We start from the raw sequence: 20,299 nt of genomic DNA on the forward strand, positions 1-20,299 counted from the left end.
CATTCGTTGTTCGATGAAGCCGTTCTAGCGATTCGCCCCCTCGCCACGCTGAACCCCGCGGTTCAGTTTCGGTTTAAGCGCGGTCGGCATGGGCGGTACGGTTCGTGCCGGTGCCGTCGGGCCTGTCGAAGGATTTTCGCGCCAACTGCTTCGATACGGGTCGTCGACGTCGTCCAGCCCCGGCGCAGCGGGAACGGGTGTCGCCGGGAAGGAGAGTGAACGATCATGCGTATCCTGCTTGTCGAGGACGATCCCGATCTGGGGCCTGCCATCGCGCGGGCGCTGCGCGCGGAGCATATCGCGGTCGATCTGGTGGCGAGCGGGATCGACGCGCAGCATCTGGGCGATACCGAACGCTATGACGTGGCGGTGCTCGATCTGGGGCTGCCCGATCGTGAGGGGACGGCGGTGCTGAAGGGGTGGCGCGAGGGTGGCCGCGACCTGCCGGTGCTGATCCTGACCGCGCGCGACGGATGGTCGGACAAGGTCGCCGGGTTCAAGGCGGGGGCCGATGACTTCCTGACCAAGCCATTCCGGGTCGAGGAATTGATGATGCGGCTGCGCGCGCTGGTGCGGCGGGCGGCGGGGCATGGCGCGACGCGGGTGACCTGCGGTCCGCTGGCCTATGAGACGCAGACCGGGGTGTTCGAGCTCGACGGGCTGCCGATCAAGCTGACCGCGCTCGAATATCGGGTGCTGGCCGCGTTGATGCTGGCGAAGGAAGCGGTGATCGAACGGCTGGATTTGATGGAACGGGTCTATGAGGGCGATGCCGATGTCGATTCGAACAGCCTCGAAGTCATTATCGGGCGACTGCGCAAGAAGATCGGCGCGTCGCTGATCGAGACGGTGCGCGGGCGGGGATACCGGCTGACGGCGGGCGCGGCGTGAGGCTGGCCCGGTCGATCCCCCGTTCGATCCATGGCCGGATGCTGGCGCTGTCGGTGGCGACGACGCTGGTCGCGCTGCCGGTGGCGGGGTTCGCGATCGGCGGGGTGCTCGACCATTTCGTGACGCGCAATATCGACGCGCGGCTGGGCGACCGGTTGCGGTTGTTGCGCGCGGTGGTGCGCGAGGACGGGACGATCGACCGGGCGCTGCTCGACCGGTCGGGACTGGCGACGGCGATCGGCGCGGATGCGGTGTGGCGGATCGATACGCCGGGCGGCACGGTCGGCGTAGGTCTGCCGATACTGGATGCGGTGCCGGCACGCGGGCCGCCGGGCCGACCGGAGCGCGGACCGCCGCCGGGGTGGGGGCCGGGATTCGGCGCGCCGTTCGACCTGACCCTGCCCGATGCGACGCGCGTGCATGGGCTGATGCTCGACCTGCCCGGCGATGGCGGGCGCGTGGCAGTGGCGGTTCCGCGCCGTCAGATCGACCAGCCGTTGCGCGGGGCGATGCTGCCGATGCTGCTGACGCTGGCGATCGTGGCGGTCGTGCTGGCGGTGGCGACCTTGGTGCAGTTGCGGCTGGGGTTGCGACCGCTGCGGGCGCTGCGCGACCGGGTGGCGGCGGTGCGCGGCGGGGCGGCGGCGGATGTGCCCGAGGATCAGCCCGACGAATTGCGCCCGCTGGCGATCGAGCTGAACGCGCTGGTCCGCGACAATGCAGCGGCGCTGGCGACGGCGCGGGCGTCGGCGGCGAACCTTGCCCATGCGCTCAAGACGCCGGTGGCGACGCTGGCGATCGAGTTGGGCAATGACGCGCGCGCAAGTCAGGTGGCGCGGATCGATGCGACGATCCGGCACCATCTGGCGCGCGCGCGCGGCGGGACGGTCGACCGGCGGGCGGCGACCGCGCTGCAACCCGCGGTCGAGGGGTTGGTGGCGGTGGTGGCGGCGCTGCACCGGGATCGCGGGCTGACCATAGGCACGGATGTGCCGGCCCTGTCGGTAGCGGTCGATGCGGCCGATCTGGACGAACTGGTCGGCAATCTGATCGACAACGCCGCGCGCCATGCCCGGTCGCGCGTGCGGCTGTCGGCGGCGGTCGAGCGGGGCATGGCGGTGCTAACCGTCAGTGACGACGGCCCCGGCATCGCCGCCGCCGACCGGGTGCGGGCGACCGATCCCGGCGTCCGGCTGGACGAGCGCGGCGACGGCCATGGCTTCGGCCTTGCCATCGTCCGCGATCTGGCGGCGCTCTATGGCGGGGGCCTGACGCTGGGGGAGGCGGACGGCGGCGGGCTGATCGCCACCGTCACCCTGCCGCTCAGCCGGGAAGCTGGAAGCGGAATCGCTGGATATTAGCCGAACAGGCGGTGTTGCCTTCGGGGCGGAAGCTGCTGCGATAGCGGGTCGCGCCGACCATCTTCTGCGCGGCATCGCCGAAGACGAACGGCGGATAGGCGGCGATGGTCCGCTGGGTCATGGTCCGGCCGTCGGCGGCGATGTCGAATTCGACCTGCGCCCAGCCCTGGAATCCCATCTGCACCGCTTCGGTCGGGTAGAGGCTGCTCATCGCGCCGCTGCGCTGCACGACCGGGCTGGGCGCGATCAGCGCGCACTGGTCGCTGGTCAGCCCGGTGCGATCGAATACGGCTCGCGCCTGCGCCACGTCGCCACGCTGCGCCAGCAGATCGGCCTGCCGCAGCAGTGCCGCGACCTTGAGCGGATGATTCTCCGGTAGCGGCGAGGCGATGACGGCGGCGAGCAGTTGCTCGGCCTCGCCCTTCGGCGCGGGCGGGTAGGAGCGGTTGGCGAGCATCATCCGGATCGTCGCGGCCGACAGCGGGTCGCCGTTGATTTCCGGGCGGGTCAGCAGCGCGGTCCGCCTGCGCACGCTCTGATCGTACTGGCTGCGATCGGCGTCGATCTCGATCAGCGCGAGAAAGGTGGTGACGGGCGCGGGGGCCTGCATCGTCCGGGCCAGCGCGACCGCTTCGGTGGCGGCCGCCATGCGCTCCGCCTCGGTCGGGAGCGACGAATTGGCGATCCACGCATCGGCGGCGAGCAGCGCACCCTTGTCACCGGCGGCGCGGGCGCGGGTCGCCTCTGCCCGGACCAGCGGGTAGGCGCGCGCCGGGGCGACGTCCGACCAGTCCTGCCGATGGCCCCGGGTGCGGACCCAGGCGTCGAACGCGTCGCTCAATGGCTGACCGAGCCATGGCCGGTCGGCCGCGGTCGAGCATTTCAGTTCGATGCGGGTCGCGTTGCGGAAGAAGGCGGGAATCTTGACCGATTCGGTCGGCGACCATGACCAGTCCGACACGGCACGGGCAAAGGCCACTGCGACGTCGCGCCCGCCGGTGGTATAGATCGGGTTCACCGCCTCGACGGTGCCGGTGTCGCTGACCGAAAATTCGACGACCGCGAAATCGTCGGGCTTGAGGCCGGTCGCCGATCCGCATGGCGCGGATTTCATGTCGATCGCGGCGGCGAAGGCGTCGTCCTTCATCCGGCCGGCACCGGTATAGGCCATGTAGACCTGCGCCTGTTGCCGGTCGCCGTTGAGCAGCGCCGCGAGCGCGAGGTCGGCGCGGGTGGCGACTTCGGAGGAACTGACCCGCTGGTCGAGACCGCCCTGCTTGCGCAGCGAATCCTTCAGGACGGTATAGGCTTCCGCCTTCTTGCCTTCGTTCAGCAGGACGCGGGCGTAGCGCGTCTGGATCAGCGCCAGCACGTCCTTGCCGACGCCGGGCGTTTTGGTCGCCAGGTCGCGCGCTTCCTGCGCATAGGCCAGCGCCTTGCCATCGCGGTCGAAGGCGAGCGTCCGCGTCAGCGCGAGCAGCGGGGCGACCCGGTCGATGCCGGTCGCGAGCGCCAGCGCGTCGCGGTACGACGCTGCCGCCGCGTCATAGTCGAACGCATCGGACGCGGCGGTGCCGAGCGCCAGATGGGCGTCGCGCAGGTCGGCGGTGAATTCGGCACCGTTCTTCGTCAGCGCGGGCAGGCCCTGCCGGATGAGCGCCGCGCCGCCCTGCGTATCGCCGTTGCGGGTGACGCAGATGCCCTTGCGCACCTTCACCGCGCCGACCAGCAGCGCGTTCGTCGACCCGGCGGTGCGTGCCTCGATCGCGTCGTACAGCTTGATCGCGTCGCTGCACCGGCGGGCTTCATAGGCGGCGTTGGCGGCGTCGAACTGTGCCTGCAGCGTTGCCGGTTTGGCCGGGGCGGCGGGTGCGGCGGGCGCGGTCGCCTGTGCCACTGCCATCAGCCCGTGCAAAATCGCGTCGATCATTCGTCATCCCCTTGTCCCCCGGCAACAAAGCACGCCAATGTGACAGCGTCGATGGGCGGGATGGACGAATGCGACGATATCGGACCTTGATCGCCGGCGCGCTGCTGCTGACCGGAGCCGCCCCGGCCGAACCGGCGCGCTATCCGCCGCGATCGATCCTGCTGTTCGTCGCCTCCTGGTGCGCGCCGTGCCACGGCGAGCTGCGGCAGTTGCCGGCGATCGCGGCCGGTGCGGGGGCGTACCGCGTGCTGGTGGTGCCGATCGATCGCGGGCGCGCGACCGACGCGATGCTGCGCGCGGTGCCCGCCGAGCAACTGTGGCGGCCCGACATGGAGCGACTGACCGAACTGCGTGGCGATTTGCTGGCGAAGACGGCGGGGCTGCCGTTCAGCGTCGCGATCGGCGGCGACGGGCGGGCGTGCGCGATGCATCGCGGCGGGATGACGGCGGCGAGTGCGCGGGCGATGCGCGTGGAATGCGAGGGGTAAGGACCTGCGCGAACCCTTCGCCGTTGCCGCGTGTGCGGGGGCTGTGGGAGAGCCATTTTGCCCGTAGCCCCGCGCTGGCGGGGGGGGGGGGGAACACGAAACCGTTGTTCTGCCTGGCTCTGGGCCCCCGCCTGCGCGGGGGTACGGCCGGGTTTCGCGGTACTGCCCGATCTATCGTCATTCCCGCGCAGGCGGGGAATCCATGGACGCTGCCGCTTGGGCAGGAGGGGCGACGTCAGCGTGTATGGACTCCCGCCTTCGCGGGAGTGACGGGGGCGGTGGTTACAGCGTCACACTACCCGTGCCCGCGCCGCGCAGGGTCAGCGATTTCACCGTGTTACCCTGCCGGACGTTCACCTGATTGACCTGTCCGCGATAGACGTCGGTCAACACGCTCGAGCGGACTGCGACCGACTTCGGCTTGCGCGGTGCGCGGCCGGTATAGTCGATGCGGACTTCGGCGTGCGACAGGTCGGTGGTGGCATAGGTGAGCGGGACCGGCTTTCCGTCGATCATCAGGACGAAGCGGCGCTGGATATAGGCGCGCAGTGCCGCCATCGCTTCGGGATCGTCGAGGCTGGTCTGCGCCTTCGGCGCGATCTTTGCCAGCGCCGGTTCGATGTCGTGCGCTTCGAAGCGGTGCGACACGGTGACCGTGCCATCGGCCAGCGTCACGACACTGAGCGAGTCGTGGCCGCGATGCGCCTGTGCCGGGGCGATCACCGCGACGACAGCGAGGAGCGCGAGCGCCCCCCTCATTTCGCCACCGGCGCGGGATAGGTACGCAGCGAGCCGGGTTTCACCTGCACGTCGAAGTCCTTCATGCGGTTGGCCAGATCCTCGATATCCTCGATCTCCAGCACCGCCGGGCGGATGGCACCGCGATAGACATTGTTCGACCGGTCGGCATCGGCGATTTCGAGTAGCGGATCGACCTCCGCCCCGGTGATCGTCTTGGCCGTAACATATTGCCACGTCACCGCCTTCGGATCGTAGCGCCATACTTCGGCAGGAATGCGGACGATCGCGTTGCTGCCGTCGCTGAAGGTCAGTTTCAGCGGGATCGGCATGACCAGCCCGCCGAGGTTGCGGAACGAGAAGCGGTAGAATTTGTCCTTCACGTCGAATGCGGCGCGTTCCTCGGGCGTCAGCTTGTCGAGCTTTTCGGCAAGGTCGCGGCGCTGCTGCGGGCTGACGGCCAGGTCGTCCTGCTGGTCGTAGAAATCGCGGGTCGACGGATCGCGTTCGGTGACGGTGCGCTGCCCGGCATTGTTGCGCACGGTCAGCGAGGTGTTCTCGGCATCGCGCAGTGCGCGGCGTTCGCGGGCATTGGCGTCCAGATCGCGCCCGGCGATGCGGCCCTCGACCACCTTGTCCAGCGCGATGTCGACATGGTCGGTCGAATAGAACCAGCCGCGCCAGAACCAGTCGAGATCGACGCCGGAGCTTTCCTCCATCGTGCGGAAGAAGTCATAGGGTGTCGGCCGCTTGAAGCGCCAGCGCGTTGCATATTCGCGGAAGGCACGATCGAACAGCTCGCGGCCCAGCACCGTCTCGCGCAGGATGGTGAGCGCGGTGGCGGGTTTGCCATAGCCGTTGGCACCGAATTGCAGCACCGAATCCGACTGCGTCATCAGGGGGACCTGATTGTTCGACAGCATATATTCGGCGATGTCCTTCGGCTCGCCACGGCGCGACGGGAAGTCCTTGTCCCACAGCTTTTCGGCCTGGAACTGGAGGAAGGTGTTCAGCCCTTCGTCCATCCACGTCCATTGGCGTTCGTCGCTGTTGACGATCATCGGGAACCAGTCGTGGCCGACTTCGTGGATCACCACGCCGATCAGACCGGTCTTGGCGCGTTCGGTATAGGTCAGCTGGCTGGTCTTGGCGTCCTTCACCGGGCGCGGCCCGTTGAAGGTAATCATCGGATATTCCATGCCGCCGACCGGCCCGTTGACCGACTGCGCCACCGGATAGGGGTAGGGGAAGGCGAACTTGCCATAGACGTCGATGGTATGGGCGATCGCCTTGGTCGAGTACGCATCCCATAGCGGACGTGCTTCCTTCGGGTAGAAGGACATTGCCATGACGTTGGGATTGGCGGCGAAATCCTGCCGCACGTTCATCGCGTCCCATGCGAATTTGCGCGACGATGCCCAGCCGAAGTCGCGGACGTTCTGCGCGGCGAAGGTCCAGGTCTTGGTGCCCGAGGCGCGGTTGCGTTCGGCGGCGGCGGCTTCGTCGGGGGTGACGATGTACATCGGCGCGGCGGCGGACTTCGCCTGTTCCAGACGCTGGCGCTGGGTCGCGGTCAGCACCTGATCGGCGTTCTGCAGCACGCCGGTCGCCGAGACGACGTGATCGGACGGTACGGTCAACGCGACCTTGTAATCGCCGAATTCGAGGGTGAATTCGCCGGCGTCGAGAAACGCCTTGTTATGCCAGCCTTCGTAATCCGAATAGACGGCGAGGCGCGGGAACCACTGCGCCCCTTCGAAGATGCAGTTGCCGTCCTCGCCGGCCCCGGTGAAGCATTCATAGCCCGAGCGACCGTCGACGACCTTTTGCTCGGCCATCGGGAACGACCAGTCGATCGACAGCGTGACCTCCCCGCCATTGCCCGCGACCGGGGTCGGCAGTTCGATGCGCAGCAGCGTGTCGGTGACGCGGTGGGCGAGCGGCTGTCCGTCCGGCCCGCGGACGCCCGCGATAGTGAAGCCGCCTTCCCATTTCTGCATCGCTTCGGCGCGGCGGATGTCACCGATGCTGATCGTCGTCGCGTCGGGCACGGTCTGCGACATCTGCGCGATCGAGCTGCGCTTATACTGGTTCTGGTCGAGCAGCAGCCAGAGGTAGGGCAGCGCGTCGGGCGAGTTGTTGCGATAGCGGATCGTCTCGGTGCCGGTCACGACCTTCGTCGCTTCGTTCAGCGATACCTTGACGTCGTAATCGACCTTTTGCTGCCAGTAGCGATAGCCCGGCGCACCCGATGCGTTGCGATAATCGGTCGGCGTCGGCCAGTCCTCCCCCTCAAGCTGGCGGAACTTGTCCTGCCAGTCGCCCTTGGTCTGGCGGATCGGATCGGCGAAAGCGGGCGTCGAGGCGAGCAACAGCGCGACCAGCGCGAGACGGGATACGGCGGGCAAGGGGTGGCCTTTCGAACGGACGGACGGATGATCGTTGCCCGTGATACGATGCGCGTCAACCGTGCGGGGTACGAATACCGACCTTGCTGTGACATTGGCGCACCGATGGTTGCGGTCGACCGGCGAGTGCGGCAATCGTGCCGTCTGGCATGAAACAGGGACGAGTGCGCGCACTATGCGATTGAACCGGCGGAAGATGATCGGCGCGCTTGCTTCCCTGCCGATCGCGTCGGGGGCGTTGGCCGCGCGGAAGGACGATCCGCTGCTCTTCGCCTATTTCGGCACCGGCAAGGGCGAGGCGACGGGCCTGAAGCTCGCGATCAGCGACGACGGGTTCGCGTTTCGCGAACTGGGCGGCGGGCAAAGCTATCTGGCACCGATGGTCGGCGAGGCGAAGCTGATGCGCGATCCGTTCGTGTTTCGCGGGGCCGGGCGCGACGCCGCGTGGCACATGGTGTGGACGACCGCATGGGACGGGGTGACGATCGGTCACGCCACCAGCCGCGACCTGCGCCACTGGTCGCCGCAGCGCGCGCTGCCGGTGATGGCGGGCGTGCCGGGCACGCGCAATTGCTGGGCACCCGAGGCGATCTGGGACGCGCGCAGCAAACGCTTCGTGATCTTCTGGTCGAGCACGGTTGCCGGGCGGTTCGCGGAGACGGCGGGGACGTCCGAGTCCGGTTACAACCACCGGCTATGGTATGTGACGACGCGCGATTTCGTGTCGTTCAGCGATCCGGCGGTGCTGTACGATCCGGGGTTCAGCGTGATCGACGGGACGTTTGCGCGCGCACCGGGCGGCCGGCTGCACCTAATTGTCAAGGACGAGACGCTGACCCCGCCGCGCAAATATCTGCAGGTCGCCTCGGCCGCGTCGCCGACCGGGCCGTTCGGGAAGCCGGGCACGCCGTTCACCCCGTCCTGGGTCGAAGGACCGATGACGACCGCGATCGATGGTGAAACGGTGTGTTACTGGGACGTCTATCGCGACGGCAAATGGGGTGCGGCGGCGACGCGCGATTTCGTGCGGTGGCGCGACGTCAGCGCCCGGCTGTCGATGCCGGCGGGCGCGCGGCACGGGTCGCTGGTGCGAATTCCGCGCGCGACGGCTGATGCGCTGGCGCTGGGGCCGGCATGACGATCGCGCCGTTCCTGAACGGCGGCGGTCGCGCGGCGGAGATGATCCGCGCCCGCGACTGGTCGGATCATCCGCTGGGGCCGCCGGAGCGATGGCCCGACGGGCTGTGCAGTGCGCTGAGCCTGGTCGTCAATTCGCCCGAGTCGATGATCCTGTGCTGGGGACCGGAACTCTGGTTCTTCTTCAACGACGCCTATTTCCCGTTGCTGGGGCCACGGCTCGACTGGGCAATGGGCGAACGCTTCGACCGGGTCTGGGCCGATGGCCTCGAACAGGCGATGCCGATCATCGACGCGGCCTTTGCCGGGAATAGCCCGCGCTATGTCGATGTGCCGTGGAAGCTGGATACCGACCGGGGTGCGGCGGACACGTGGTGGAGCTTTTCCTATTCGCGCATCCTCAACCGGCAGGGCGACATCGCCGGGCTGTTCATCTTCACCAACGAGACGACGGCGCGGGTGCTGTCCGATGCGGCGCTGAAACGCAGCCAGGCCGAGCTGACCACGGCGCTGAACGACCTGCGCCAGTTCAACCGCACGCTGGAATTGCGCGTCGATCAGCGGACGGCCGAGCGCAACCTGCTCGCCTCGATCGTCGAGACGACCGATTCGATCGTGAACGTCATCGATCTCGATTATCACTGGATGGCGATCAATCGCGCCGGGGCCGATGCGTTCGAGGCGTTGTTCGGTCAGCGGCCGCAGGTCGGCGACAATATCCTCGATCTGCTCGCCGACCTGCCCGATCAGCAGGCGGCGGTGCGGGCGGCATGGGACCCGGCCCTGGCCGGCGAGGAATATACTGCGACTGCCGAGTTCGGAGACCCGGCCCGTGGCCATATGCGCCGCGTGTACGAGATGAAGTTCAATTCGGTCCGCGACGGCGCGGGCCAACAGATCGGCGCGTTCCAGTTCGTCACCGACGTGACCGACCGCCGCCGGGCCGAAACGGCGCTGGGCGAGGCGCAGGCCGCGTTGCGCCAGGCGCAGAAGATGGAGGCGATGGGCCAGCTGACCGGTGGTGTCGCGCATGATTTCAACAATCTGCTGACCCCGATCCTCGGCAGCCTCGACCTGTTGCAGCGGCGCGGCAGCCTGTCGCCGCGGGAGGCGCGGCTGGTCGACGGTGCGCTGCAATCGGCGGAACGGGCGCGGACACTGGTCCATCGGCTGCTGGCGTTCGCGCGGCGGCAACCGTTGCAGTCGGGACCGGTCGATCTGCTGGCGCTGGTCGGCGGGATGACCGATCTGATTGCCAGTACCGTCGGATCGCCGGTCGGCGTCCGGAGCGCTATTGCCGACGATCTGCCCCCGGCGCTGGCCGATACGAACCAGCTGGAAATGGCGATCCTGAACCTGTGCGTGAATGCGCGCGACGCGATGCCCGATGGCGGCACGCTGACCATCGCCGCCGATGCGCCCGATCCGCCAGCGACGGCGTCGGCGGGGGTGGAGCCGGGCCAGTATGTGCGGCTGTCGGTGATCGATACCGGCACGGGCATGGATGCGGAGACGGCGGCGCGCGCGGTCGAGCCGTTCTTTTCGACCAAGGGCATCGGGCGCGGGACGGGGCTGGGTCTGTCGATGGTCCATGGGCTGGCGCTGCAACTGGGCGGCACGATGGCGATCGTCAGCGCGCCGGGCCTCGGCACCCGAATCGACCTGTGGCTGCCGGTCAGCGGCGAAGTCGCGCGGCCGGCGGAGGCGAGCGACGACGAGGTCGACGGCGAGACCGGGTTCCGGGGCCGGGCGCTGGTAGTGGATGATGAGGCGCTGGTGCGGATGACGACCGCCGACATGCTCCAGAGCCTCGGCTACGAAACGGTCGAGGCCGACAGCGCGACCGAGGCGGAACAAATGCTGGCGCAGCGGCGCTTCGACCTGGTGGTGACCGATCATCTGATGCCCGGCCGGACCGGCGTTTGGCTGGCCCGAGCGATTGAGGATCGGCATCCCGGACTGCCGGTGCTGATCGTATCGGGCTATGCCGATATCGACGGCCTCGCACCCGACCTGCCGCGCCTGACCAAGCCGTTCCGCGAGGCCGAACTGGCCCGCGCGATCGCCGGGCTGGCGGGCACCCCAACCGACCGTTGAAGGAAATTGCGATGACCCGACCCGAAGGGACCGAGGGCTTTACCCTCAACCAGACGATGCTGCGTGTCCGCGACCCGAGCGCCAGCATCGCCTTCTATCAGGACGTGCTGGGCATGACGCTGCTCCAGAAGCTGGATTTCGAGGAGGCGGCGTTCTCGCTCTATTTCCTTGGTTTCCTGCGCGATGGCGAGACGGTGCCAGCCGATCCCAGGGAACGCGCGCGGTTCGTGTTCAGCCGCGAGACGACGCTGGAGCTGACGCATAACTGGGGGACCGAGGACGATCCCGATTTCGCCGGTTATCACAACGGCAATGACGATCCGCGCGGGTTCGGGCATCTGGGCATCAGCGTGCCCGATGTCGCCGCTGCCTGCGCGCGGTTCGAGGAACTGGACGTCGATTTCCGCAAGCGGCCCGACGAGGGGCGAATGAAGGATATCGCCTTCATCGCCGATCCCGATGGCTATTGGATCGAAATCCTGTCGCCGAACGGCATGACGCAGGCGGTAGTCGATGCCGTGGGAGACGACGCATGAAGGCGGTCGAACTGCGCGCGCCCGGCGGGCTCGACCGGCTGGAACTGGTCGATCGCGCCGACCCGGGGCAGCCGGGGCCAGGCCAAATACGGGTGAAGCTGCATGGCAGCTCGCTGAACTTCCACGACTATATCGTTGCCAGTGGCAAGTCGCCCGCCGAGAACGGTCGGGTGCCGATGGCCGACGGGGCGGGCACGGTCGAGGCGGTGGGTGAGGGCGTCCGCGACTTCGCGGTCGGCGATCTGGTCGTGTCGTGTTTCTTCCCCGACTGGCAGGACGGCGCGCCGTCCATCGGTGACTTTGCGCGGACGCCGGGCGACGGCATCGACGGGTTCGCGCAGGAAGTGGTCGTGCTGCCTGCGACCGCCTTCACCCTAGCGCCCAAGGGCTGGGACGCCGTCGAAGCGGCGACGATCACCACTGCCGGACTGACCGCGTGGCGCGCCTTGGTCGTCGATGGCGGGCTGAAGGCGGGCGACCGGGTGTTGCTGCTCGGCACCGGTGGCGTGTCCATCTGGGCATTCCAGATCGCCAAGGCGATGGGTGCGAAGGTCGCGATCACCTCGTCGAGCGACGACAAGCTGGCGCGCGCGGCGGCGATGGGCGCGGATTTCACCGTCAATTACCGCAGCGATCCCGACTGGGGTGCGACCGTCGCCAAATGGGCGGACGGGCGTGGCGTCGACCATGTCGTGGAGGTCGGCGGCCCGGCGACGCTGGCGCAGTCGATCGCGGCGGTGCGGGTCGGCGGGCATATTTCGCTGATCGGCGTGCTGACCGGGCGCGGCGGCGAGGTGCCGACCGCGGCGCTGATGGCCAAACAGGCGCGGTTGCAGGGGCTGATCGTCGGCAGCCGGCGCGAGCAGCAGGACTTCGTCCGCGCGCTGGAAGTGACCGGGATACGGCCGGTGGTGGACCGGCGCTTCGGGTTGGGCGAATTGGCCGAGGCGTTCCGGTATCAGGAGGGTGGCGATCATTTCGGCAAGATCGGGGTGGCGTGGTAGGGTTTCGATCTTCGCCACTTGCAACCGTTCGTGCTGCGTAGGGCCTGAGCGAAGTTGAAAGGCGTATCGAAGCCTCTTTCGCGGTCCTCCGATACGCCGTTTCGACAAGCTCAATGGGTACTCAGGACGAACGGTCGCGGGATGTTTTCGAGTCTTTCCTCATTCCCCCGTTTGCTTCGAGCGGGGGTTCGAGCCTCTCGAGAACCGTAGTCGAGAAGGGGGTGCCCCAAACGACCGAGTTCTCGACGGACGCTTCTCGACAGGCTCGAAGCTGCTCGAACCGAACGGGGTTTTTGCGGGGCTTCGTGGCTTCTATTGGCCTGCCCGCCCCAGATACTTCCTTGCCCGAGGAAGGGAGCCGCGTCGTCAGACCAGCACCTTCTCCGGCGTCGGCACCGCGCCCAACGGCGTCGTCGCGTCGATTTCCATCAGCGGCTTGAGCAATCCGTCGCGCAGGTCGTAGACCCAGCCATGCAGTTCCAGCGGCTGGCCCGCGGCGAACGCGTGTTGCACGATATCGGTCTTGGCGAGGGCGACCAGCTGGTCGCGGACGTTCAGTTCGACCAGCCGGTTGGCGCGCTGTTCGGCGGGCAGGGCGTCCAGTTCCTCGCGGTGGCTGTCGATCACGTCGCGGGCGATGGCCAGCCAGTCATGGACATGGCCCTGCACGCCGCCTTCCAGCGCCGCGTGGATGCCGCCGCAGCCATAATGGCCGCAGACGATGATGTGGCCGATCTTCAGTACCTCGACCGCGAATTGCACCACCGACATCAGATTCTGGTCCTCGGGGTGGATCAGATTGGCGATGTTGCGGTGCATGAACATGCCGCCCGGCTCGGTATTGGTCAGCTGGTCGGGGGCGACGCGGCTGTCCGAACAGCCGATCCACAGAAACTCGGGCTGCTGGCCGGCGGTCTGGCGCGCAAAATAGTCGGGATTTTCCTCGAGCCGTTCGGCGGCCCATGCCTTGTTGGCGAGGAGCAGATGCTTGTATTCCCTCATGCGTAGGCAACCTCCTTGCGCGGCGCCATGATCTGCGGCGCGGTCTTTTCACCGATATCGCCGCGCACCAGTACGTTGATCCCGCGATACTGGGCATTCTTGATGAAGCCGTTGATGATGTCGATATTGTCGAGATCGACATAGCTGGTCGCCGACAGATCGATCACCACGGTGCACTCGTCGGGCACCTTTTCCAGTTCGCGGGTCAGTTCGACCTTGTGGATGAAATACAGGTTGCGCTTGGCGCGGACCATGCAGCTGGCACCGGGACCTTCGCCGTCCTGCACGAACGTGACCGCCGGGCGGAAATTGCGGGCGATGACGAACACGAAACCGACGACCAGACCGACGACGATGCCCTTGAGCAGGTCGGTGAATAGGATCGCGACGATGGTGACGACGAACGGCACGAACTGGGTCATGCCCTGTTTCCAGCGTATGGCGAAAAGTTCCGGCTTGGTCAATTTATAGCCGGTCTGAATCAGCACCGCGGCGAGCGCCGACAGCGGGATCAGGTTGAGGAGGAACGGGATCAGCAGGACGCTGAGCAACAGCCACGTGCCGTGCAGGATCGTCGACAGTTTCGACGCGGCGTTCGAATCGACATTGGCCGACGACCGGACGATCACCGAGGTGACCGGCAGGCCGCCGATCAGCCCCGAGACGATGTTGCCGGTACCCTGTGCCAGCAGTTCGTGGTTCTTGTTCGTCACGCGGCGCTTGGGATCGAGTTCGTCGACCGCCTTCACCGACAGCAGCGATTCGAGGCTGGCGACGATCGCCAGCGTGACCGCGACCGTCCACACCGTCGCGTTGCCGATCTGGCCGAAGTCGGGCAGGCTGAACAGCTTCACGAACCCGCCGATACCGTCGGCGATCGGCACGCTGACCAGATGGGTTGGCTTCACCTGAATGGCGGGGGCGATCAGCCCGAGCAGCGCGTTGATCGCGATCGATCCGAGGACGACGACCAGCGGGCCGGGAACGAAGCGCAGCGGCCCGTCCTTCGGCTTGTTCTTGTCCCACCAGAACAGGAAGGCGATGCTGATCGCGGCGATGATCGTGGCACCCCAAACGACCTGTTCGCGTGCGACGAAGAGGATGGTGTTGAAGGTGTTCAGCCCGTCCCCCTGGCGGAAGGCGAAATCGCCGCCGGGATCGCCGTCATAGCCGATCGCGTGCGGCACCTGCTTCAGGATCAGGATCAGACCGATCGCCGCCAGCATGCCGGTGATGACCGACGACGGCACGAATTCGCCCAGCACGCCCGAGCGGGAAAAGGACAGCAGGATTTGAAGACAGCCGGCAAGGAACACTGCGAGCAGGAACGCCTCGAAGCTCGGCAGCTTGGTGATCGCGTCGAGCACGATCACGGTCAGGCCGGCGGCGGGGCCGCTGACCGACAGCGGCGACTTGCTGATCGCTCCGACGACGATGCCGCCGACGATCCCGGCGATCAGCCCCGAGAACAAGGGCGCGCCCGATGCCAGTGCGACGCCCAGACACAGCGGCAGGGCGACGAGCGCGACGACGATCGAGGCGGGAATGTCCTGGCGCAGATTGGCGAGCAGGGATGGTTGCGACATGGCAGGCATTGCCTTGTTCTGAAAAGTGGTGCGCCGGGCGCGCTTGGGGGAAGCACGCCCGGCGCGGTGCCCGGGATCGACGGAACGGGGGAGGGAAGGTTCGCCCCGCCGATCTCGCGGGAACGGCTATTCGGCGGCTTCCGCCGTCACGAAATCTGCGGCCAGCCGCTTGGCGGCGGGCAAGGCCACCGGCAGCGCCCGATCCGGGTTGATCGGCGCGAACCGGCCGGTCGTGCCGTCGAGCGCGAGGATCGAGCCGGTATGGATATCGACGAACCAGCCGTGCAGCGTCAGTTCGCCCTTGGCGATGCGCGACGCGACCGCCGGATGGGTGCGCAGGTGCGAAATCTGGACCACGACATTTTCGAGGCTGGCGGCGCGAACCGCGGCGGCATCGTCGAGATCGGGATAGCTATTTTCGACCACCGAGTGCGCCGCGTGGCTGTGGCGCAGCCATGCGGCGACGCTGGGCAGCCCCTCCAGCGTTTCGGGCTTCATCAGCGCGCCCATCGCGCCGCAACCCGAATGGCCCGACACGATGATGTCGGTGACGCCGAGCACGGCGACCGCATATTCGACGGTCGAGGTGGTGCCGCCATTCTGCTGGGTGAAGGGCGGGACGATGTTGCCGGCGTTGCGGATGACGAACACGTCGCCCGGCTTTGCCTGAAGAATATGTTCGGGCACGACGCGCGAGTCGGAACAGGAGATCATCAGGACCTTCGGGCTTTGCCCATCGGTCGCGAGTTTCGAATAGAGGTCGGCATCGCTGCCGAACACGTCCTTTTCGAACCCGAATACCCGGCCGATCACGTCGTTCACGCTCGTCTCCCTCAAACTTTCGGCCGGTCGCACGCTTGCGCCCTTTGGAAAGGGTATAGCCGGGAGATTCTTGCTGCGTTCGCCTGCTGCGTAACGAATTATTGCTGAACGTCGAACGGCGCGGGCAGGATGATGGCGGCGCACAGCCCGCCGCTCTCGCGGTTCCGAAGCTCCAGCCGTCCGCTTTCGCCATCCACCGCGCGCTGCACGATCGACAGGCCGAGACCGAAGCCTACCGTGTCGCGTTTGCGTGCGGTGTCGAGCCGGACGAACGGTTCGAGCACGTCGCCCAGCGATTCGTCGGGAATGCCGGGGCCGTCATCCTCGACCCGGACGACGGTCGCGCCATTCTCTACCGCCAGCGATACGGTGACGCTCCCGCCGTAATGGATCGCGTTTTCGACCAGATTGACGACGGCGCGGCGGAAGCCGGAGCGTCGCACGGCACGCTCGAAATGGTCGGGGCCGGTATAGCGTGCGTCATGGCCGTGGTCGGCGGCATCGTCGACGATGCTGGCACACAGCACCGCGAGGTCGACCAGCACCGGGCGTTCGGGCTCGCTCTCCCCGCCGAGGAACGCGAGCAGCGAAGTGACCATCGCCTCCATTTCGGCCAGATCGTTCTGCACCGTGTCGCGGACGTCGCGGTCGGGAATGGCATCGGTGCGCAGCCGCAACCGGGCAAGCGGGGTGCGCAGATCGTGGCCGACCGCCGCCAGCGCGCGGGTGCGTTCGTCGATCAGGCGGTGGATGCGCGCCTGCAACCCGTTGAACGCGACGACGAGGCGGCGCACCTCGCTCGGCCCCGCTTCCTCGACGATCGGCAGCGACGATCCGCTGCCGGGGCCGAACCGGTCGACGGCATCGGCCAGTTGCCGCATCGGGCGCAGCGTCCGCCGAATCAGCAGCCCGCCGACCACCATCAGCGCGATCGCCGGGATCAGCGCCAGCAGGATGCGGCCGATGGCGAGGTCGAAGGCACGCAGCGGTTCGAGCGTGCGGAAATACAGCCAGCTCTTGTCATCGAGCCGGAGCGCGCCGCTGACCACCGATCGGCGACCCTGTCCGATCAGCGTCAGGTGCAGGCCGGTTGGGGCCAGCGTCGGTTCCCACGCCACCACCTGCTGTTCCATCTCGCGCAGTTCGGTGCCGCTGGCGGGCAGTTCGGGCGCGGTCGCGCGCCATTGGACGGCATAGCGTTCGGTGGTCAGTTCGGCCGCCATGCCGGCGCGTTCGCCGACCGTGCGTTCCTCGACGATCCGCCGCGCGATCACCAGATGTTCGGCCAGCCGGCGGGCTTCGTCGTCGCGCACCGAAAACTGGCTGGCGCGTTCGTACAACAGGACCGACACGCCGAATTCGATGACGATCGTCAACAGCAGGATCGCGACGATCCGCCCGATCAGGCCGACGGGAAGCGTCGGTATCCGCCGCGCCGGCACGGCGTCAGCGCCGCTCGACCGGTACGTTCAGCATATAGCCGACACCGCGAACGGTGACGATCGGCGGGGTGCCGCCCGCGGTCGACAGCTTGCGGCGCAGGCGGCTGATCAGCACGTCGATGCTGCGGTCCGACGAATCGCCCAGCCGGGTGCGCGACAATTCGATCAGCCGTTCGCGCGCGATCACCCGCTGCGCATGGTCGAGCAGCACGACCAGCAGGTCGAATTCGGCACCCGTAAGGTCGACGGCGGCACCGGTCGGCGAGGTCAGTTCGCGCCGCGGCAGGTTCGCGGTCCAGCCTTCGAAGCTGTAGATGCCTTCCTCGCGCTGCGCCGCCTGCGCGTTCAATTCGCCCCGGCGCAGCACGGCGCGGACGCGGGCGATCAGTTCGCGGGTGCCGAACGGCTTGGGCAGGTAATCGTCGGCACCGAGTTCGAGGCCGATGACGCGGTCGACCTCGCTGCCCTTGGCCGATACGAAGATGATCGGCACGGCGCTGTTCTGCCGGATCTGGCGGCACAGGTCGATGCCGCTGGTGCCCGGCAGCATAATGTCGAGCAGGATCAGGTCGACCGGTCCCTGTTCCAGCGCCAGCCACATTTCGGGGGCGGCGGAGCAGGTGCGGACGAGATAGCCATTTTCCTGCAACGCGCGGGCGGTGAGGGTGCGGAGCGCGGGATCGTCCTCGACGACGATGATCGACGGTGCCGTCATGCGGGGTGGCTTGCGAAGGGGATTGCGCGAAGGCGGATCATCATGGGCATCCCGGCAGGGTTGAGGCGGTATAAAGCCCCTCCCTGACAAGGGAGGGGTTGGGGTGGGTAGGGTCGGGGCGGGCGTTACCGGCCCTTGCAGGCCGACCCACCCCCGGCCCCTCCCTGTCAGGGAGGGGAGATCAGCTTGGGCTAAGCACTGGCCGGCGTCCGGTCAATTCTCGCGCCCGATCGGATACAGCAGGTAGCGCGCATCGTAATAGGGCGTGCGGGCATAGAACCATTGCAGCCGCGCGGTGGCATCCTTCGCAAAATCGGGGTCGGCGGCGAGCCTGGCGTCGAATTCGGCCTTCAATTTCGGATCGGTCGCCAGCATCCGGTCGGCGAGCGGGGCGATCGCATAGCCTTCGATATATTCGGTGCGGGCGAGCATTGCCGGGGCCATGTTCCATGCCAGCACCCCGTCCTCGCTTTCGGGTTCGAGCAGGAAGGCGGCCAGCAGGCCCAGCGGCTGGTCGGCGGGGACGCGGACCGATCCGGACGGCATGGTTTCGCGGCGGCGTTCGTGGACGATCCTGGCGTCCAGCGGGACATGGCCTTCGCTGGCGGCTTGCAGCTTCGGTTCGGTCGCGCGCGCCATGTCGAGATCGAGCGTTCGCAGGGCGTCGACGGTTTCGTAGCGGATGCCGTGCAACTTCAGCAGGTCGATGACATGGGGCAGGGTGGCGGGCACCCACCATGCCGCCGGCAGGGTCACCACCTTGTCGGGCAGGCTGCCGAACACCGGCATCCTGAACGTCACGGGCTTGGGCAGCCAGCGCAGTTCGTCGCGGCCCGACGCGGGCGACCGGTAGCTGTCGTGCGCCAGCCCGAGAAAGTCGACGCTGTAGAGCGGGGTCGGGTTCGCCTTCCACGTCATCGTCGCGGTCGCCGGGCGGTCGGCGCGGTCGGTATCGATCGCGGTGCGCAGTGCCGATGCCTGTCCGGCGGCGATGCGCAACGCTTCCTCGACAAAGACATAGGTGCCGAGCACGCGCTGGCGATAGGGTTTCAAGGAATGCGTTTCGACCAGCACGGTCGGGATGTGGGCGATGTCGCCATAGCCGGTCGAGAAGCGCGGCGTGTCGACGTCCTGGCTCATGCCCTTTTCGGGCTCGCGATTGTCGAGCGTGCTGACATAATAGCCGGGCGTATGGCCGCCGCGTTTGAGCGCGGCATCCATCGCCGGGCGCAACCGCGTGTCGAGGAACCGGCCGATCGCCGCCGACCGCGCATAAAGCCCACGCCAGCCGGAAAAGGCATAGGTCACGTCATAGCGATGGTCGATGCCGTCGGTGACGTGCAGATCGAGATACAGCACCGGGTCGAGCCGCCGGATCAGGCCGATCATCGCCTGCGTCTCCGGCGCATCGGCCTTCAGATAGTCGCGGTTGAGGTTCAGATTCTGCGCGGTGGTGCGCCAGCCCATGTCCCGGGGCCCGCGCTGGTTCGGACGGTTATAGGGGCCGGAGCGTTCGTGGCCGTCGACATTGTAGATCGGCACGAACACCAGATCGACCTTGTCGAGCAGGCCGTCCTTGCCGCGCAGCGCAATGTCGCGCAGCAGCATCAGCCCGGCGTCCTTGCCCTCGATCTCGCCGGCATGGATGCCCGCCTGCACCAGCACGACCGGCTTGCCCGCTACGCCCTTGTGTGCGCGGACGGCGTAGAGATCGCGGCCCTGTGGACTTTTGCCGAAGGTTTCGATGGTCAGCAGCGGCGAGGCGGCGACCAGCCTGTCGAGCCACGCGCGGGTTTCGGCGTAGCTGGGGGTGGTGACGAAGGCGCTGGCCTCGGCCGGCGTGATCCACGAGTCGGTCGGTTTGGCGACCAGCTTCTCGCTGGCCCCGTGCCATGGGCGGACGGGCGGCAGGGGGGCTTCGAGCGGGGACTGGGCGGTGGCGGCGGTGGTGAGAAGGGCGGCGGCGAGGAACAGGGTGCGCATGGCACCATGGTAGCGGATGCAGAGGAGGACGCCAGCTTTCTCCCCTCCCTGACAAGGGAGGGGAGTAGGGCCGCCGTCCATTCCTCAACCGGAACGATCTGTTCCGTTACAAGTTGTTGCCGAGCAATATCCCGATATGGAGCCACGGCGATCGCCACG

The 20,299-nt window shown here is 67.5% G+C and carries 16 protein-coding genes; 7 read left to right on the top strand and 9 right to left on the bottom strand.

Annotated features, from left to right (window positions below):
* Positions 1-225 precede the first annotated feature (225 nt).
* Both ASE70_RS11180 and ASE70_RS11185 read left to right on the top strand, forming a co-directional pair.
* Positions 226-891 (top strand): response regulator transcription factor, encoded by a 666-nt coding sequence (locus ASE70_RS11180; RefSeq protein ID WP_056394346.1) that lies wholly within the window; start codon positions 226-228, stop codon positions 889-891.
* Entirely contained in the window at positions 888-2,252 is a 1,365-nt protein-coding gene (locus ASE70_RS11185; protein WP_235519835.1) for a sensor histidine kinase, read from the top strand. Before ASE70_RS11180 ends, ASE70_RS11185 begins: the two co-directional genes overlap by 4 nt.
* Here ASE70_RS11185 and ASE70_RS11190 read toward each other — a convergent pair.
* Positions 2,215-4,182, bottom strand: a complete 1,968-nt coding sequence (locus tag ASE70_RS11190; protein WP_056394350.1) for an energy transducer TonB — start codon at positions 4,180-4,182, stop codon at positions 2,215-2,217. The genes ASE70_RS11185 and ASE70_RS11190 overlap by 38 nt on opposite strands.
* A gap of 68 nt (positions 4,183-4,250) precedes the next feature.
* Here ASE70_RS11190 and ASE70_RS11195 point away from each other — a divergent pair, with 68 nt between their 5' ends.
* Positions 4,251-4,670, top strand: coding sequence for a hypothetical protein (locus ASE70_RS11195; protein ID WP_056394354.1), 420 nt, complete (start codon positions 4,251-4,253; stop codon positions 4,668-4,670).
* A gap of 282 nt (positions 4,671-4,952) precedes the next feature.
* Here ASE70_RS11195 and ASE70_RS11200 read toward each other — a convergent pair whose 3' ends face one another.
* Positions 4,953-5,429 carry a DUF6702 family protein gene (locus ASE70_RS11200; RefSeq protein ID WP_056394357.1) on the bottom strand — a complete coding sequence of 159 codons (477 nt, stop codon included), beginning with the start codon at positions 5,427-5,429 and terminating at the stop codon, positions 4,953-4,955.
* Complete coding sequence (locus ASE70_RS11205) at positions 5,426-7,816, bottom strand: M1 family metallopeptidase (RefSeq protein ID WP_056504790.1); 2,391 nt, start codon at positions 7,814-7,816, stop codon at positions 5,426-5,428. Before ASE70_RS11205 ends, ASE70_RS11200 begins: the two co-directional genes overlap by 4 nt.
* 196 nt (positions 7,817-8,012) lie before the next feature.
* Between ASE70_RS11205 and ASE70_RS11210 the strand changes: the two genes are divergently transcribed.
* From ASE70_RS11210 to ASE70_RS11225, 4 genes are read left to right on the top strand one after another with little or no spacing between them, the layout of a single operon-like run.
* Positions 8,013-8,954 (top strand): glycoside hydrolase family 43 protein, encoded by a 942-nt coding sequence (locus tag ASE70_RS11210; protein ID WP_056504793.1) that lies wholly within the window; start codon positions 8,013-8,015, stop codon positions 8,952-8,954.
* Complete coding sequence (locus ASE70_RS11215; RefSeq protein ID WP_056504796.1) at positions 8,951-11,050, top strand: PAS domain-containing sensor histidine kinase; 2,100 nt, start codon at positions 8,951-8,953, stop codon at positions 11,048-11,050. Before ASE70_RS11210 ends, ASE70_RS11215 begins: the two co-directional genes overlap by 4 nt.
* Positions 11,051-11,061: 11 nt before the next feature.
* Positions 11,062-11,586, top strand: coding sequence for a lactoylglutathione lyase (gene gloA, locus ASE70_RS11220; RefSeq protein ID WP_056504975.1), 525 nt, complete (start codon positions 11,062-11,064; stop codon positions 11,584-11,586).
* Complete coding sequence (locus ASE70_RS11225) at positions 11,583-12,590, top strand: zinc-dependent alcohol dehydrogenase family protein (RefSeq protein WP_056394375.1); 1,008 nt, start codon at positions 11,583-11,585, stop codon at positions 12,588-12,590. The genes gloA and ASE70_RS11225 overlap by 4 nt, the downstream gene beginning before the upstream one ends.
* Positions 12,591-12,956: 366 nt before the next feature.
* Here the strand turns inward: ASE70_RS11225 and ASE70_RS11230 are convergent, their stop codons facing one another.
* From ASE70_RS11230 to ASE70_RS11255, 6 genes are all read right to left on the bottom strand, one after another.
* Entirely contained in the window at positions 12,957-13,592 is a 636-nt protein-coding gene (locus ASE70_RS11230; protein ID WP_056504799.1) for a carbonic anhydrase, read from the bottom strand.
* Positions 13,589-15,178, bottom strand: a complete 1,590-nt coding sequence (locus ASE70_RS11235; RefSeq protein ID WP_200925628.1) for a SulP family inorganic anion transporter — start codon at positions 15,176-15,178, stop codon at positions 13,589-13,591. Before ASE70_RS11235 ends, ASE70_RS11230 begins: the two co-directional genes overlap by 4 nt.
* A gap of 126 nt (positions 15,179-15,304) precedes the next feature.
* Positions 15,305-16,000, bottom strand: a complete 696-nt coding sequence (locus ASE70_RS11240) for a carbonic anhydrase (RefSeq protein WP_056504805.1) — start codon at positions 15,998-16,000, stop codon at positions 15,305-15,307.
* A gap of 98 nt (positions 16,001-16,098) precedes the next feature.
* Positions 16,099-17,442: an ATP-binding protein gene (locus tag ASE70_RS11245; protein WP_235519841.1), complete on the bottom strand. Its 1,344-nt coding sequence runs from the start codon at positions 17,440-17,442 to the stop codon at positions 16,099-16,101.
* A 4-nt stretch (positions 17,443-17,446) separates the two neighbouring features.
* Positions 17,447-18,157: a response regulator gene (locus ASE70_RS11250; RefSeq protein ID WP_056394389.1), complete on the bottom strand. Its 711-nt coding sequence runs from the start codon at positions 18,155-18,157 to the stop codon at positions 17,447-17,449.
* Positions 18,158-18,370: 213 nt separating this feature from the next.
* Positions 18,371-20,140 (bottom strand): M14 family metallopeptidase, encoded by a 1,770-nt coding sequence (locus ASE70_RS11255; RefSeq protein WP_056504807.1) that lies wholly within the window; start codon positions 20,138-20,140, stop codon positions 18,371-18,373.
* Between the last annotated feature and the right edge of the window lie 159 nt (positions 20,141-20,299).

The organism is Sphingomonas sp. Leaf22 (assembly GCF_001421715.1).
Classification (GTDB): Bacteria; Pseudomonadota; Alphaproteobacteria; order Sphingomonadales; family Sphingomonadaceae; genus Sphingomonas.

Excerpts from the sequence above, each read along its gene's own strand:
- ASE70_RS11180 (WP_056394346.1), top strand. The coding sequence starts at position 226 with ATGCGTATCCTGCTTGTCGAGGACGATCCCGATCTGGGGCCTGCCATC.
- ASE70_RS11190 (WP_056394350.1), bottom strand. The coding sequence starts at position 4,182 with ATGATCGACGCGATTTTGCACGGGCTGATGGCAGTGGCACAGGCGACC.
- ASE70_RS11195 (WP_056394354.1), top strand. The coding sequence starts at position 4,251 with ATGCGACGATATCGGACCTTGATCGCCGGCGCGCTGCTGCTGACCGGA.
- ASE70_RS11200 (WP_056394357.1), bottom strand. The coding sequence starts at position 5,429 with ATGAGGGGGGCGCTCGCGCTCCTCGCTGTCGTCGCGGTGATCGCCCCG.
- ASE70_RS11210 (WP_056504793.1), top strand. The coding sequence starts at position 8,013 with ATGATCGGCGCGCTTGCTTCCCTGCCGATCGCGTCGGGGGCGTTGGCC.
- ASE70_RS11215 (WP_056504796.1), top strand. The coding sequence starts at position 8,951 with ATGACGATCGCGCCGTTCCTGAACGGCGGCGGTCGCGCGGCGGAGATG.
- gloA (WP_056504975.1), top strand. The coding sequence starts at position 11,062 with ATGACCCGACCCGAAGGGACCGAGGGCTTTACCCTCAACCAGACGATG.
- ASE70_RS11225 (WP_056394375.1), top strand. The coding sequence starts at position 11,583 with ATGAAGGCGGTCGAACTGCGCGCGCCCGGCGGGCTCGACCGGCTGGAA.
- ASE70_RS11230 (WP_056504799.1), bottom strand. The coding sequence starts at position 13,592 with ATGAGGGAATACAAGCATCTGCTCCTCGCCAACAAGGCATGGGCCGCC.
- ASE70_RS11235 (WP_200925628.1), bottom strand. The coding sequence starts at position 15,178 with ATGTCGCAACCATCCCTGCTCGCCAATCTGCGCCAGGACATTCCCGCC.
- ASE70_RS11250 (WP_056394389.1), bottom strand. The coding sequence starts at position 18,157 with ATGACGGCACCGTCGATCATCGTCGTCGAGGACGATCCCGCGCTCCGC.
- ASE70_RS11255 (WP_056504807.1), bottom strand. The coding sequence starts at position 20,140 with ATGCGCACCCTGTTCCTCGCCGCCGCCCTTCTCACCACCGCCGCCACC.